The following is a 15,976-nucleotide window of genomic DNA, read 5'->3' on the forward strand; positions in this document are numbered from 1 at the left end:
TTCCGCCTGGGCAACGTGGCGCGACAGCGATAATTTCGGCGGATGCTTGGGCGAATTCAGGGGCCGTCTTTGGATCCGATGCAGCCGCCCGTCTGCTCCATCAACAGATCAGGTTAAGCCAGCGATGTCGCGTGATGGGATGTCGGCGAGCCGCAGGGCTGCATCGGAATCAGCAGCCTCCTAGAACTGATACCGTCTCAACCCGCCATCCACCGGGATCACCGTTCCCGTGATGTAGCGCGCCACCGGTGACGCCAGAAACACGGCGAGCGCGGCGAGGTCTTCCGGCTCGCCCCAGTAGCCGACCGGAATCTCTTCCTCGGCAAAACGCTCGCGATAATCAGGCGCGTAGTTGCGGCGGATCTGCTCGCTCATGATTCGGCCGGGCGGGATGCAGTTGATGGTGATGCCGTGCTCGCCGATCTCGCGCGACAGGCCCTTGGCCCAGGCGTGCACCGCGGCCTTCGCGGCGAACGCGGCGTTGAGGCCTTCCGGCTCGGACTTGCCGGTGATGTTGACGATGCGGCCCCATTTGCGTTCGATCATCTGCGGCAGCAGCGCATGCGCGATGCGGCGGTAGCTGGTGAAATTCAGCGCGATGGCCTCGTCCCATTTGCTGTCGGGCGCATCGATGGGGAGGGGACGGCTGCCGCCGGCATTGTTGATGAGGATGTCGACATGGCCGAGCTCCCTCAGCGCGAAAGCGGAAATCTTCTCCGCCGCGTCTGTCGCCATCACATCCTGCTCGAACGGCGTGATCAGCCCACCGCCGACCTCCTTCACCAGCTCGGCGAGCAGGTCGGTGCGGCGCGCCACGCCCACCACGCGGACGCCTTCGGCAGCGAGGCCCTTGGCGATGGCGCGGCCGATGCCGATGCTGGCGCCGGTGACAACAGCGGTTTTCGATTTCAGCCCGAGATCCATGGTGACACGCTCTCTTGATCGGTTCTTGCTTCTTGCTTTCGCTTCCCGCCCGTCCTGCAGCTCTAGCGAATTGCCTGAGCGGGACGAGCAGTGGTAACCAAGTCGCCTCGCGAAGGAAACACCAAAAAGAAAAGGCTCGACCAATGGTCTGGGATCCGCAGCAATATCTGAAATTCTCCGGTCACCGGCTCCGGCCCGCGGTCGACCTGCTGATGCGCATTCCCGACATCGGCCCGCGCACGGTCGCCGATCTCGGCGCCGGCGCCGGCAACGTCACAAAACTGATCAAGGAGCGCTGGCCGTCCGCTGCGGTCACGGCTGTCGAGGGCTCGGCCGAGATGGTCGCTGCCGGGCGCAAAGCCGCGCCTGATGTGGAATGGTCACATGAAGACCTCGGCCATTGGCATCCCGCGAAGCGATATGACGTCGTCTATTCCAATGCCGCACTGCACTGGCTACCCCATCACGCGGCGCTCTTCCCTACGGTGATGGAGAAGGTCGCGCCCGGCGGCATGCTGGCAGTGCAGATGCCACGCAACTTCCTGGCGCCATCGCACGTGCTGATCGGCGAGACGGCTTTGAACGGGCCATGGCGGTCCAAGGTCGAGCACCTCGTCACGCCGCCGCCGGTGGAGGGGCCCGCCTTCTATCACGATGTACTCGCACCGCTGTCTGCGAATATCGACATCTGGGAGACCGAATATCTCCAGGTGCTCGAAGGCGACAATCCCGTGAAGGAATGGACCAAGGGCACCTGGCTGACGCGTTATCTCGACGTGCTCGAGGGCGCCGAGAAGATCGAGTTTGAAGCGGCCTACGGGATGCGGGTCGCGAAGGCCTATCCGAAGAACGAGGCGGGGCAGACGCTATTTCCGTTCCGGCGCCTGTTCATGGTCGCCCAGCGCAAGGGTTAACGCGCTTCGGCGATGCGACATAAGCGCTCGCTTCACCAACCGGAAGCCGGCCCCGGGTTGCGCATGCGATTGCCGCCGAGATAGCCTCGGTGCGGCATGGCACCGCCGCGGCAAATTGGGCTTAGGTCTAGTTGTTCGGGGTGCCGATTGCTGCCACTACTGACCTGCAAAACAAAAAAAGAACCTGGTTTCCAGGGTTGTTGGGGAGGTCCTTCATGCGCAAATTGCTCTTTGCGGTCGCTGCGGCCGCGTTCGCTTTGGCTCCGGCTGTTGCCCAGGCCCAGAGCCCGATCATCATCAAGTTCAGCCACGTCGTCGCCAATGATACGCCGAAAGGCAAGGGCGCACTGAAGTTCAAGGAGCTCGCCGAGAAGTATACGGACGGCAAGGTCAAGGTCGAAGTTTATCCGAACTCCTCGCTCTACAAGGACAAGGAGGAGATCGAGGCGCTCCAGCTCGGCTCGGTGCAGATGCTCGCGCCTTCGACTGCGAAATTCGCCCCGCTCGGCATCAAGGAGTTCGAGGCACTCGACCTGCCCTGGCTGTTCAAGGACGAAGCGACCTACTCCGCCGCGATGAAGGGCACGGTCGGCAAGTGGTTGTTCCAGAAGCTGGAGACCAAGGGCATCACCGGGCTCGCCTATTGGGACAATGGCTTCCACATGGTGTCGTCGAACCGACCGCTGATCAAGCCGGAGGATTTCAAGGGCCTGAAATTCCGGATATCCGGATCCAAGATCGCGGACCAGTATTTCCGCATCCTCGGCGCGATCCCGCAGATCATGGCATTCTCCGAAGTCTACCAGGCGCTGCAGACCGGCGTGGTCGACGGCTGCGAGAACACCGCGTCGAACTATCTGACGCAGAAATTCTACGAGGTGCAGAAGGACATCACCGTGTCCTATCACGCGCATCTGCAATACGCTGTCATCGTCAATTCGAAATTCTGGTCCGGATTGCCGCCTGATATCCGCACCCAGCTCGAGAAGGCCATGGCGGACGCCACCGACTACACCAACCAGATCGCGCACCAGGAGAACGATGATGCGCTGGCCGAGATCAAGAAAACCGGCAAGACGCAGCTGCATTATCTGAGCGACGCGGACCGCAAGGCATGGCAGGAAGCGATGCAGCCGACTTATAAATGGGCAAAAGGCCGCGTCGGGCAGGAAGTGCTCGATGTCATTGCCAAGGAACTCGACGTCAAGATGAACTGACGCGCCTTCGTGGAGAACAGTACCAACGGTCGGGAGTGAAGGCTCCCGACCGTTTCGTATCGATAGGGGGATTCTGATTTGCTGCGCGTGCTCAACCAGCTGCTCAACCATCTCGAAGAATGGTTGATCGCGACGCTCATTGCGGCTGCTACCGGACTGATCTTCATTGCGGTCGTGCACCGTTACGGTGCGGGCGAATCGATCAATCTGTCGCGATGGGCCGCCGCTCACGGGCTGACCTGGCTGGCATCGGCGTCGATGGCCGTGTTCACCTTCATGTCCGAGCTGGATCTGTCCTGGGCGCAGGAACTCTGCATCTACATGTTCATCTGGATGGCGAAGTTCGGCGCGGCCTATGGCGTGCGAACGGGCATCCACGTCGGCGTCGATCTGCTCGTCAACCGATTGCCCGAACATTCGCGCAAGCATGTCATCCTGTTCTCGCTGCTGTGCGGCGCGCTCTTCACCGGCATGATCGCCGCCTTCGGCGCCTCCTTCGTGCGAGAGATGTTCCACACCGGGCAGCAGTCCAACGATCTGGAAGCACCGATGTGGTTCGTCTATCTGGCGATCCCGCTCGGCTCCGGATTGATGTGCTTCCGTTTCCTCCAGGTCTCATGGTCCTACTTCCGGACCGGCGAGCTGCCGCATCACGACGAGACCCACGTCGAGGGCGTGGAGGCCGATGTCTCTCCGGCGCTGCATCCGCAGCCCGCCGGCGCCGCAACCAGAGCGGCTTCGCGAAAAGCCTCGCCGCTCGGCGTGATCCTGATCCTGGCGCCGGTCCTGATTTTCGCGATGTGCCTGGCCGAGAAGTTCGGCGTGTTCGCACTGCCGCAATGGATGCGCGCTGCAACGGTGTTCGGGCTCCTGATCTCGCTGATGCTGACCGGCATCCCGGTCTCGATCGCGCTCGGTCTCACCGTCATGACGTTCCTGTTCACGCTGACCGCGGTTCCGATCGAAGCCGTCTCGATGAAGCTGTTCACGGGCATCGAAGGCTTCGAGATCATGGCCATCCCGTTCTTCATCCTCGCCGGCAACTTCCTCACCCATGGCGGCGTGGCCCGGCGCATGATCAATTTCGCGACCTCGCTGATCGGTCATTGGCACGGCGGCCTTGGGCTCGCCGGCATCGTCGCCTGCGCGATGTTCGCCCTGGTCTGCGGCTCGAGCGTGGCCACCGTCGCTGCGATCGGCGCCATCGTGCTGCCCGAGATGGTCCGCCACGGCTATCCCATGCGCTTCGGCGCCGGCATCATCACCGTCGCCGGCTCGCTCGGCATCCTGATGCTGCCGTCGATCCCGAAGATCGTCTACGCGGTGTCCACCAACACCTCGATCGGCGCGCTGTTCGTCGCAGGCCTGTTGCCCGGCATCCTGCTGACGACGATGCTGTGCATCGTCACCTGGTGGCTCGCGCGAACGCGCGACTATCCGCGATTGAAGAAGGCGACCTGGGGCGAGACCATCCGTGCCTTCCGCGAGAGCGTCTGGGGATTGATGCTGGTCGTCATCATCATCGGCGGCATCTACAGCGGCCTGTTCACCGCAACCGAGGCCGCCGCGATGGCCGCGGTCTATTCCTTCATCATCGCGGTGTTCGTCTACAAGGCGATCGGCATGAAGGACGTGCCGCGGGTGCTGCTGCGCGCCGCCAACACCAGCGCGATGCTGCTCTACATCGTCACCAACGCGGTGCTGTTCTCCTTCGTGCTCGCCAACGAGAACCTCCCGACGATCCTTGCGGACTGGATCGCGGCGCAAAATCTCGGCTGGGTCGGCTTCCTGCTGGTCGTCAACGTGCTGCTGCTGCTCGCCGGCAACTTCATGGAGCCGAACTCGATCATCCTGATCATGGCGCCGATCCTGGCGCCGGCGGCCAAGAAGCTCGGCATCGACCTCGTCCATTTCGGCATCGTCATGGACGTCAACATGGAGGTCGGCCTCTGCCATCCGCCTGTCGGCCTGAACCTCTACGTCGCCTCGATGATCGCACGCATGCGCATCACGGATCTCGCAGGCGCGGTGATGCCGTGGCTGCTCACCATGCTCGGCTTCCTCGTCATCGTGACCTACTGGCCCGATCTGACGCTGTGGCTGCCGCGGGTGCTGGGGATGCATTGAGGCTTCAAGCGACCGGCGGAGCCGGCCGTTGGCTGTTGGAACCGATGCACGAATGGGTTTAGATGGCTGCAACCTGAGCAGGGGAGGAGCCAGCCGATGACCGAGATCTCCAGCAGCGAGCCGAAGGGCGCAACGCCGTCCGTCATTGCGCAGCATCAGGCGGTGCTGAATGCGCTGCCGTTTTCCGATACGCGGGATTTCGACGACGCTGCGCGCGGCTTTCTCGGCACGATCGAGCATGCGAAGATCGTGAACAGGCAGGGACGGACGGTCTGGAGCCTCGAGCCTTATGGCTTTTTGTCTACGGATCAGGCGCCGCCGACCGTCAATCCCAGCCTGTGGCGGCAGTCACGGCTCAACATGCAGCACGGGTTGTTCGAGGTGGTACCGGGCGTCTACCAGGTGCGCGGGCTCGACATTGCCAACATGACGCTGATCGAGGGCGACAGCGGCGTCATCGTCGTGGACACCCTGACCTCGATCGAAGGCGCGCGCGCCGCGCTCGATCTCTATTACAAGCACCGCGGCATGAGGCCGGTCGCAGCCGTGATCTTCACCCACACCCACACCGATCACTGGGGCGGCGCGCGCGGCGTGCTGGAAGCGGATGCGCTCGCCAGTGCCAGCGTGCCCATCATCGCCCCTGATCTGTTCATGGAGCACGCCGTCTCCGAGAACATCATCGCGGGTCCCGCGATGCTGCGCCGGGCGCAATACCAGTTCGGACCGTTCCTCGCCAAGGGCGTGCGCGGCCATGTCGATTGCGGCCTCGGCAAGACCATGGCCGCGGGCACGGTCGCGCTGCTGCGCCCGACCGATCTGATCATGGCGACCGGCGACAAGCGCGTGATCGACGGTGTCGCGTTCGAATTCCAGATGGCGCCCAACAGCGAAGCGCCTGCGGAGATGCACTTCTTCCTGCCGCGATACAAGCTGTTGAACCTCGCCGAGAACTGCACGCATAATTTCCACAATCTGCTGCCGTTCCGCGGCGCCGATGTGCGCGATGCGCTGGCGTGGTCGAAGTACCTCAACGAAGCCCTGCATCTCTGGGGCGGCAAGGCCGAGGCGATGTGCGGCCAGCATCACTGGCCGGTGTGGGGGCGCGAGCGCATCGACACCATGATCCGCGAGCAGCGCGACCTCTACAAATTCACGCATGACCAGACCATTCGCCTGATGAATCACGGCCTGAATGCCGCCGAGATCGCCGAGGCGATCCGGTTGCCTGGCAGCCTCGACGGTGCCTGGCACGGCCGCGGCTATTACGGTCACGTCAGGCACAATGTGAAAGCGATCTACCAGAAATATCTCGGCTGGTACGACGCCAATCCGGTCAACCTCGATCCGCTGCCGCCGGTCGAGTCCGGCAAGAAATATGTCGAGTATATGGGCGGCGCGGATGCGATCCTCTCGCGTGCGCGCGCGGATTTCGACAAGGGCGAATTCCGCTTCGTGGCGCAGGCGCTCGGCCATCTCGTCTTCGCTGAGCCGGACAATGCGGCGGCGCGCGCACTGCTCGCCGACACGATGGAGCAGCTCGGCTATGCCGCCGAGAGCTCGACCTGGCGCAACGCCTATCTGTTCGGCGCCCAGGAGCTCCGCCAAGGCATGCCCCGGACGCCGCCCCGCGCACCGATGCCGCGGGAGACGCTGGCCGCTCTTCGCACCTCACAGCTCTGGGACGTGCTCGGCATCCGCCTCAACGGACCGAAGGCGGAAGGCAAGCACATCGTGCTGAACTGGCGCTTTTCGGATACCGGCGAGACGTTCGTGCTCAACCTCGAAAACAGCGCGCTGACTTACACCGAAGGTGTGCAGGCCGGAAACGCCGATGCCAGCTTCACGCTCGCGCGGGCGACGCTGGACGAGGTGATCGCAAAGCTGACGAGCTTTCCGGAAGCGGTCGCCGACGGCAAGGTCAAGCTGTCGGGCAATCCGATGAAGCTCGCCGAGCTCATGGGACTGATGGACGAATTTCCGCGGATGTTCGAGATCGTGGAGCCGAAGCGGTCGGTGGTGGTGTAGGTCGACGCGACGCGCCGCATCCTCCGTCGTTGCGAGGATCCCGCGACAAAATTGCGGAGCAATTTGCGCCGGTGCGATGAAGCCGGTCGCTGGAGCAGGCCCAAAATGTCGATGACCGGGACGAGCCCGGCCACGACGCAAATCGCCTTCGAAAGGCCTGCTACTCCGCGCTGCTCACCAGCTTGATCCGCGGCGCCTGGGCCTCGGTCAGGCTACGATAGGCCGCGAGATAGTCCAGCGCCATGCGCCGCGCCGTGAAGCGCCGCTCGAACTGCTTGCGGATGGCAGAGCGGTCCAATTGCGCGAGACGGCCGACGACGCCGGCGGCGCTGAGGATGTCCTCGACGACGAAACCGGTGAGGCCTTCGTCGATGATCTCGGGCACCGAACCGCGGTTGAAGGCGACCACCGGCGTGCCGCAGGCCATGGCTTCGATCATCACGAGACCAAACGGCTCCGGCCAGTCGATCGGCAGCAGCAGGCCGAGCGCACCGCTCAAGAAGTCCGACTTCTCATGGTCGCCGATCTCGCCGATGAAATCCACCAGCGGATTGCCTGCGATCATCGGCTTGATCAGCTCGTCATAATAGTCCTGGTCGGCGCGGTCGACCTTGGCCGCGATCTTGAGCGGAATGCCGCAATGCATCGCGATCTTGATGGCGCGGTCGACGCCCTTCTCCGGCGCGATGCGGCCGAGCACGGCGAGATATTCCTGTTTCGCCGGCTTCGGCGTCAGCAAACGCTCCGGCAGCCCATGATGAATCGTCGACACCCAATTGGCCTGTGGCACCGGCCGCCGCTGTGCGTTCGAGATCGAGATCACCGGCATCTTGGAGAAGGTGTTGAAAACAGGCTGATGCTCCGGCAGATCGAGCCGTCCGTGCAGCGTGGTCAGGAACGGCGTCGGCTGCCGGTAGAACAGCGACCACGGATAATAGTCGAGATGGAAATGGACGAAGTCGAACTCCTCGTCGTCACATTTCTGCCGCACGTGCTCCAGCAGCACCATGTGGAGCGCATTGGGATCGCGCACGGAACCGTCGAGGCGTAACGCCCGCGGCCATAATGCATCGAGTTTTGCCGAGGTCTGCGAGTCGCCGCTGGCGAACAGGGTGACGTCGTGTCCGAGGGCAACCAACTCTTCCGTCAACCAATGCACCACCCGCTCGGTGCCGCCATACAGCTTGGGTGGAACAGCCTCCGTCAACGGAGCTACCTGCGCGATGCGCATCTCACCATCTCCTCTGCGATCATGAACGTTGAAACCCCCGCCGTGTCTCGGCACCGGCATGCCGACAAGGGAACGTTCCCGCAGTTGCGAAGTTCCTTTTCTCAAACGTTACTTATTCGATCGCGCGTGTCTCGATGCTGCCATCTGATCTTCTCAGATCGTCCGCATCCGCATGTCGTGATGAGCTTGCCCGGGAACCGAGGCGAACTGGTCGATGTTTCAGTCGATCAGCAGAACAGTTGAATCATCACGACGGGGTCGGTGTCACATGGATCATCTTTCTGGATATGCGCGCAGGCCATTTGCCTTTGTGTTGCGCTACCTGCGACGTCGATGGGCGTCGCATCTGGTGATCCTCGGCGCCGTCGCCGCGGCCGTTGCCTGTTCCGTGGGCACGCAGTACGGCGTCAAATCTCTCGTCGACAGCTTGTCTGCGGGCACTTCGCATGGCGGCAGCGTATGGCTGGCATTCATTTTGCTCATGTCGCTGATCGCCGCCGACAATTTTCTGTGGCGGATCGCGAGCTGGACCGCGAGCTTCACGTTCGTCCGGGTCACGGGCGATTTACGCCGTGACATATTCCGTCATCTGACCGGTCACGCACCGAGTTATTTCTCTGACCGCATGCCGGGGATGCTGACGAGCCGCATTACGGCCACTTCCAACGCCGTGTTCACCGTCGAGAACATGTTCGTCTGGAATGTGTTGCCGCCTTGCATCGCAACGGTGGCGGCCATTGCGCTGATTGGAACCGTGAGTCCCTATATGGCGCTCGGCCTGATCGTGATCGCCGGTGGCATGGTATTCGCGATGTTCCGTCTGGCCGCAGCCGGCAAACCGCTCCATGACGATTTCGCCGACAAGGCCGCCGTCGTCGACGGCGAGATGATCGACGTCATCAGCAACATGCCCCTGGTCCGCGCATTCTGCGGCATCGGCCACGAGCATGAGCGGTTCGACGCTACCGTCAACCGGGAACTCACCGCACGCAGCCGCAGTCTGCGCTATCTCGAGAAGCTGCGATTGACGCATGCAGCCATCACGGTCGTGCTGACGGTGGCGCTGATGGCCTGGGCCATCGTGCTCTGGCAGGACGGCGAGGCGACGACCGGCGACGTCGTGCTGGTCTGCACGCTCGGCCTCTCGATTCTGAATGCCACGCGCGACCTCGCCGTGGCGCTGGTCGACGTGACCCAGCATGTCGCCCGACTGACCGAGGCGATCGCGACGTTGCTCGTTCCGCACGAGTTGCGCGATCATCCCGCGGCCGGGCCCCTGGTCAAGACCGGCGCGGCGATTGCGTTCAACAATGTCACGTTCGGTTACCCCGGGGCGGAGAAGATCTTCGAGCGGTTCAGCCTGCGGCTGCAGCCCGGCCAGCGCGTCGGACTGGTCGGCCAGTCCGGCGGCGGCAAGTCGACCCTGTTCACGCTGCTGCAGCGGTTCTACGACGTGGACGAGGGCAGCGTGACGATCGACGGCCAGGACATCTCCATGGTGACGCAGCAGAGCCTGCGCGAAGCGATCTCCGTGGTGCCGCAGGATATTTCCCTGTTCCATCGCTCCATCAGAGAGAACATCCGCTACGGCCGGCCCAATGCGACCGACGACGAGGTGCTGCGGGCGGCAATTGCAGCGCGCTGCGATTTCATCGACAGCCTGCCGGAAGGTCTCGACACCATGGTCGGCGACCGCGGTGTCAAGATGTCCGGCGGCCAGCGCCAGCGCATCGCGATCGCGCGCGCCTTCGTGAAGGACGCCCCGATCCTGCTGCTTGACGAGGCGACGGCTGCGCTCGACAGTGAGTCCGAGGAAGCCATCCGCGAGGCGCTGACGCGGCTGATGCGGGGGCGCACCGTGATCGCGATTGCGCACCGCCTGGCGACCTTGCGCAATTTCGACCGGGTGATCGTGCTCAAGCACGGCAAGATCATCGAGGACGGCGCGCCTGACCGTCTGATGCAGGCTCATGGTCCGTACCGTGAACTGGTGACGCAGGAAATGAGCCGGCTCGCGAAGTTCGCCGCGTAAACCCAACAGTCGCGTTTGCGTTGGTCGCGTTCGAAAAACAAGCCGCAGGGGAGCAGCTCATGGCAGCCGAAGCCGCAACCAAGATCAAATCCGTGCCGCAGGCGATGGAGCCCGTCGCGGAACAGCCGTTCTACATTCCGATGACCGGTCCCGCCGCGCGACCGCGGCGGTCGCTCAAGCACGACGACACCTTCATCGTGCTGGACAGCCACGGAGACATCGGCGCTTCCGCCGGCGGCCCGGATGGCCTGTTCAACCACGACACGCGCTATCTGGCGCGGCTGGAGCTCGTGCTCGACGATCTCCAGCCGTTGCTGCTCGGGTCGAACCTGCGCGACGACAATTCGGGATTGACCGTCGATCTCACCAACCCCGATATCTATCGCGAGGGCCGGATCGTCCTGCAAAAAGATCTGCTGCACATCGTGCGCACGATCTTTCTGTGGCGCGGCACGGCCTATCAACGCATCGGGCTGCAGAACCACGGCGAGCAGGCGGCAGCCTTCGAGCTCACGCTGCTGTTCGACAACGACTTTGCCGATCTGTTCGAAGTGCGCGGCGAGCGGCGGCCGCGGCGCGGCACCGGCACCAGCAAGCTGCTCGGGCCGACCGACGTGCTGTTCGAGTATCGTGGTCTCGACGATGCCGAGCGCACCACCGGCTTGCATTTCGATCCGCGTCCGACGCGGCTTTCGGTCAATGCCGCGACCTGGCAGCTCGAGCTGGAGCCGCATGAGTCGAAATCGCTGTTCGTGGCGGCGTCCTGCAACCGTCCCGTCGGGGAGAAGCCGGCGCGCTTCTTCAGGGGACTGCTGGCGCATCGCCGCGAGATGCGGCAGTCCACGATCGGGACGGCCAGCATCGAGACCTCCAACAACATCTTCAACGAGGTGCTGTGCCAGGCCATGGCCGACCTCAACATGCTGATGACCGCGACGCCGCAGGGGCGTTATCCCTATGCCGGCATTCCCTGGTACTCGACGACCTTCGGCCGCGATGGCCTGATCACCGCGCTGCAGATGCTGTGGGTCGATCCCCGCGTCGCCAAGGGTGTGCTGCGGCGGCTCGCGCATTTCCAGGCCAAGGCCGTCGATCCGTCAGCGGATGCTGCGCCAGGAAAGATCCTGCACGAGATGCGCGGCGGCGAAATGGCCGCGCTGGGCGAAGTGCCGTTCTCGCAATATTACGGCAGCGTGGATTCGACGGCCTTGTTCGTCATGCTTGCCGGACGTTACTTCGAGCGCACCGGCGACGAGAAGACATTGGTCGAGCTATGGCCCGCGATCGAGGCGGGGCTCGCCTGGATCGATGGACCAGGCGACCCCGATCATGACGGCTTCGTCGAATACCAGCGCGCCACCGAAAAGGGCCTCGCCAACCAGGGCTGGAAGGATTCCTACGACGCGATCTTCCATGCCGACGGCAAGCTGGCCGAAGGCAATATCGCGCTCGCCGAAGTCCAGGGCTACGTCTACGCGGCCAAGCAACTCGCCGCGCGATGCGCACTGCGGCTCGGCAAGCCTGACGTCGCCAGGAAGCTCGAGACGGAGGCCAAGGCGCTGGCAGAGCGGTTCGAGAAGGCGTTCTGGTGCGAGGAACTCGGCACCTATGCGCTCGCGCTCGACGGCCAGAAGCAGCGGTGCGAGGTCCGGACCTCGAATGCCGGTCAGGTGCTGTTCAGCGGGATGATCCGCGAGGACCGCGCCCGTCGCGTTGCCGCCGATCTGATGCAGCCGCACTTCTTCTCGGGCTGGGGCATTCGCACGGTCGCGCGCGGCGAGGTGCGCTACAACCCGATGTCGTACCATGACGGATCGGTCTGGCCGCACGACAACGCGCTGATCGCGCTCGGGCTTGCCCATTACGGTCTCAAGCACTCGGTCGCGCATGTCTTCAAGGGCCTGTTCGACGCCGCGACCTACATGGATCTGCGCCGCCTGCCCGAATTGTTCTGCGGCTTCCGCCGCGAGAAACGGCGCGGGCCGACACTCTACCCGGTGGCCTGCGCGCCGCAGGCCTGGGCCAGTGCGACGCCGTTCACGCTTCTGGAGGCCGCGCTCGGCATCGAGTTCGACGTCGCACGCTGCGAGATACGCCTCCGCAATCCGCATCTGCCGGCATTCTTGAACGAGGTCATCTTGCGCGATCTGCGGCTGGGCGAGTCCAGCGTCGATTTGCGCGTCAGCCGCCATGGCCATGACGTGGCGCTGGAGGTGCTGCGTACGCGCGGCCAGATCCAGGTGTCGATCGTGCTGGCGCGCTAGCGGCGCGTCGCAAGGAGGAGTTCATGCGCACCGCCGGGTGGTTGGCTTTGAGCGCGGCGCTGGTCGCGGGATTGACGGTTACGGTATCGCGGGCCGCCGAGGAGCCGCCTGCGGCCACAAGCGAGGCGAAGGCGCCGACGCCGGTGCAGCCGCCGGCCTCGGTCGTGCCGGTGACGCCGAAGGATGCCGCGCCGCCGCCGTCTGTGACCATTATTGGCGCCAGCGATGCCCACGGCGTGCTTGGCCGCGACGTGCGCAGCGCCGCGGACGAGGATATGGGACGCATCGTCGACGTCATCGTCGATCGCGAGGGTCATGTCCGTGCCGCCGTGATCGATTTCGGCGGCTTCCTCGGCGTCGGCAGTCGCAAGATCGTGGTCGACTGGAATGCGCTTCGTTTCGGCAAGATAGCCAACAAGAAGGACAGCATCACGCTGGAATTGACCAAGGCCCAGGTCGCGGCCGCGCCGGAGTACAAGGAAGACACGCCGATGGTCGTGCTGGGAGCATCCGGCAGTCTTCAACCGCTGCAAGCCATCCAGTGAGGAGGGGGGAGGGCTGACCGCCTGTGCTCGTGTCGAGAAAGCCTGATCATGAAAAGCACCGGGGACGCGTTGAACAGGACAACGTCGCCGCGGCCGTGCTTGCGGGCATTCCGGCGCCGTCCCGCCGGAGTCTCCGGGGCCTTGACTGGTTCATCTTCTTTCTCGCCGATGTGCAGACCGGCTTCGGCCCCTTCATCGCAGTCTATCTGACCACGCAGAAATGGACCCAGGTCGAGATCGGACTCGTGCTCTCGATCGGCGGCATCGTCGGGCTGATCGGGCAGATGCCAGGCGGGGCCATCATCGATGCTGCGAAATCCGAGCGGCTGGTCGCAGGCCTTGCGATCGCGACCATCGGCTGCTGCGCGCTCGCTTATGCGGCGATGCCGATCTTCCCCGTCGTGGTGACCGCAGCCGCGCTGCATGCGGCGGCGAGTTGCGTGCTGGGGCCGGCGATTGCGGCCATCAGCCTGGGCCTGGTCGGCCCGCTCGCGATCGGTGAGCGGCTCGGCCGCAATGCGCGCTTCGCCTCGCTCGGAAACGGCGTCGCGGCCGCGGTCATGGGCACCGCCGGCTATCTGCTCTCGAGCCGTTCGGTGTTCCTGGTCACCTTCGTGCTCGCGATTCCGACCTTGATCGCGCTGTCGCGCATCCGCGAGGAGGAGGTCGACGTCGCCCGGTGTCACGGCGAGATGCCGCGCGAGGCGCCTGTTCCCGGCGACACCAATGTCTGGCATCTGGTCCGACAGCGGCCGCTCATCGTCTTTGCGCTCAGCGTCCTGCTGCTGCAGCTTGCCAACGCCTCGATGATGCCGCTGATGGCAAGCGCGGTGACGGCGCGTTCGAGCCAGTGGGCGACGGTGCTGGTTGCTTTCTGCATCGTCGTGCCCCAGGCGATCGTGGCGCTGCTGTCACCTTCGGTCGGGCGCAAGGCGCAGCTCTGGGGTCGGCGGCCGCTGCTGTTGATCGGGCTCGGCGCGCTGACGATTCGCGGCCTGCTGTTCGCGACGGTGCGCGATCCGTATCTGCTGGTGCTGGTGCAGGTGTTCGACGGGTTCACGGCCGCGGTGTTCGCGGTGATGATACCGCTTGTTGTGGCTGATATCGCCTTTGGCAGCGGGCACTTCAATCTGGCGCAGGGCATCGTGGGCACGGCGACCGGCATCGGTGCGTCATTGAGCACCGCGCTCGGCGGCTATGTCAGCGACAAGTTCGGCAATGCCACCGCCTTCTTGGGGCTCGCGGGCATCGCGGCGGCCGGGCTTTTGCTGATCCTTTTCGTCATGCCGGAGACGCGGCGCATGGGGATCGCGACAAAAGAAATGGCCGGCTGAGCCAGGTCAGCCGGCGCTGGTCTCGCGGGTTCGGTGAAATATCAGGTCTCCAAGACCGGTCACGTCGCCGGAAGCGCTCACATTTCCGCACCCCCTCCCGGACCATGTTTGCTGGACGGCCGATGGTCCTCGGGCGTAACAATGCCTGAGGATATTGCGTAAGGCTCTCAGGAGCGGGAGTGCGACAGGCATGCAGGCAAATGCCGGGGTGTGCAGGCCCAACAACCTGCCGGGCCAGATCGTCCTGGTGCTGCAAGGGGGCGGCGCACTCGGCGCCTATCAGGCGGGCGTCTACCAGGCCCTGCACGAGGCGGGGATCGAGCCCGACTGGGTGATCGGCACCTCGATCGGCGCCATCAATGCGAGCCTGATCGCAGGCAATACGCCTGGAAATCGGCTCGCGCGCCTGAGGGAATTCTGGAAACGGATGGAGCAGAGGCCGGCCTGGCCTCTACCGACGGGCATTCCCGGCCTCGACGACATGCTTGCATGTTGGTCGACCATCGCCCACGGCATTGCCGGCTTCTTCCAGCCCAATCCGCTGGCGCATGCCGGCTGGTCCTTCCCGCTCGGGGCCGATCGCGCAGGCTATTATTCGACGGCGCCGCTGGAGAGCACGCTGCGCGAACTCGTCGATTTCGGCCTCGCCAATCGCGGCGCGCCGCGCCTGACGGTTGGTGCTGCGCATGTCGGCTCCAGCCGGATGCGTTATTTCGACAGCCGAGATGACGAGCTGACGGTGAAGCACGTGATGGCCTCGGGCGCGCTGCCGCCGGCGTTTCCGGCGGTGCGTATCGATGGCGAGCTCTATTGGGATGGTGGCATCCTGTCGAACTCACCGACGGAAGCCGTGTTCGACGACAATCCGCGCAGGGATTCGCTGATCTTCTCGGTGCATTTGTGGAATCCCGCCGGCGCCGAGCCGACCACGATGGGAGAGGTGCTGACCCGCCACAAGGACGTGCAATATTCCAGCCGGATTGCGAGCCAGATCGAGCGCCAGCAGCAGGCTCATCGGCTGCGCCACGTCATCAACCAGCTTGCGGCGCGATTGCCCGAGGGCGAGCGCAATGATCCCGCGGTGAGGGAGTTGATCGGCTATGGCTGTTCGACGCGCATGCATGTGGTCCGAATGCTGGCCCCGCAGCTCGACCGCGAGACCCACACCAAGGACATCGACTTCAGCCCGTCCGGCATCATGCAGCGCTGGGACGCCGGCTACGCGCATACGAGGTCGGTGCTGGCGCGCGCGCCGTGGATCGGCGAATTCGATCCGCTGTCGGGCGTGGTGCTGCACGAGTACATCGACGAGATGAAGCTGGCCGCGGAATAGCGTCCGCTTCATCGAATTGCCACAGGC

General features: G+C 64.2%; 11 protein-coding genes and 1 pseudogene. 10 read left to right on the forward strand and 2 right to left on the reverse strand.

Translation table 11 applies throughout. The annotated features are described in order from the left end of the window. Positions 1 to 180: 180 nt before the first annotated feature. A complete protein-coding gene (locus tag ACVW16_RS28640; protein WP_456738017.1) occupies positions 181 to 924 on the reverse strand; it encodes an SDR family NAD(P)-dependent oxidoreductase in 744 nt (247 codons plus the stop codon). Between the two features lie 143 nt (positions 925 to 1,067). On the opposite strand from ACVW16_RS28640, the gene ACVW16_RS28645 reads away from it, so the two are divergent. From ACVW16_RS28645 to ACVW16_RS28665, 5 genes and pseudogenes are all read left to right on the forward strand, one after another. Beyond that, positions 1,068 to 1,838 (forward strand): methyltransferase domain-containing protein, encoded by a 771-nt coding sequence (locus tag ACVW16_RS28645; protein ID WP_456738018.1) that lies wholly within the window; start codon positions 1,068 to 1,070, stop codon positions 1,836 to 1,838. 215 nt (positions 1,839 to 2,053) lie between these two features. After that, on the forward strand, positions 2,054 to 3,055 hold the full coding sequence (locus tag ACVW16_RS28650) for a DctP family TRAP transporter solute-binding subunit (RefSeq protein ID WP_456702371.1): 1,002 nt from the start codon (positions 2,054 to 2,056) through the stop codon (positions 3,053 to 3,055). 276 nt (positions 3,056 to 3,331) lie between these two features. Beyond that, positions 3,332 to 3,673, forward strand: a pseudogene (locus tag ACVW16_RS28655) (TRAP transporter small permease); the annotation flags it as partial. 225 nt (positions 3,674 to 3,898) lie between these two features. Beyond that, complete coding sequence (locus tag ACVW16_RS28660; protein WP_456738331.1) at positions 3,899 to 5,182, forward strand: TRAP transporter large permease; 1,284 nt, start codon at positions 3,899 to 3,901, stop codon at positions 5,180 to 5,182. A gap of 96 nt (positions 5,183 to 5,278) precedes the next feature. After that, entirely contained in the window at positions 5,279 to 7,210 is a 1,932-nt protein-coding gene (locus tag ACVW16_RS28665; protein ID WP_456738019.1) for an alkyl/aryl-sulfatase, read from the forward strand. Between the two features lie 160 nt (positions 7,211 to 7,370). Here the strand turns inward: ACVW16_RS28665 and ACVW16_RS28670 are convergent, their stop codons facing one another. Then, complete coding sequence (locus ACVW16_RS28670) at positions 7,371 to 8,441, reverse strand: glycosyltransferase family 4 protein (protein WP_456702373.1); 1,071 nt, start codon at positions 8,439 to 8,441, stop codon at positions 7,371 to 7,373. A gap of 268 nt (positions 8,442 to 8,709) precedes the next feature. Between ACVW16_RS28670 and ACVW16_RS28675 the strand changes: the two genes are divergently transcribed. The 5 genes from ACVW16_RS28675 (at position 8,710) to ACVW16_RS28695 (ending at position 15,949) form a co-directional block, all read left to right on the forward strand. Beyond that, positions 8,710 to 10,473, forward strand: coding sequence for an ABC transporter ATP-binding protein (locus ACVW16_RS28675; protein ID WP_456738020.1), 1,764 nt, complete (start codon positions 8,710 to 8,712; stop codon positions 10,471 to 10,473). A gap of 59 nt (positions 10,474 to 10,532) precedes the next feature. Further along, the gene (locus ACVW16_RS28680) at positions 10,533 to 12,737 is read left to right on the forward strand and encodes an amylo-alpha-1,6-glucosidase (RefSeq protein ID WP_456702375.1); all 2,205 of its coding nucleotides are present in this window, start codon (positions 10,533 to 10,535) and stop codon (positions 12,735 to 12,737) included. A 23-nt stretch (positions 12,738 to 12,760) separates the two neighbouring features. Beyond that, positions 12,761 to 13,282 carry a PRC-barrel domain-containing protein gene (locus tag ACVW16_RS28685; RefSeq protein ID WP_456702376.1) on the forward strand — a complete coding sequence of 174 codons (522 nt, stop codon included), beginning with the start codon at positions 12,761 to 12,763 and terminating at the stop codon, positions 13,280 to 13,282. 23 nt (positions 13,283 to 13,305) lie between these two features. Next, positions 13,306 to 14,616 carry an MFS transporter gene (locus tag ACVW16_RS28690; RefSeq protein WP_456738021.1) on the forward strand — a complete coding sequence of 437 codons (1,311 nt, stop codon included), beginning with the start codon at positions 13,306 to 13,308 and terminating at the stop codon, positions 14,614 to 14,616. A 190-nt stretch (positions 14,617 to 14,806) separates the two neighbouring features. Next, entirely contained in the window at positions 14,807 to 15,949 is a 1,143-nt protein-coding gene (locus tag ACVW16_RS28695; protein WP_456738022.1) for a patatin-like phospholipase family protein, read from the forward strand. Positions 15,950 to 15,976 lie beyond the last annotated feature (27 nt).

This window comes from Bradyrhizobium sp. USDA 4474, from assembly GCF_054057515.1.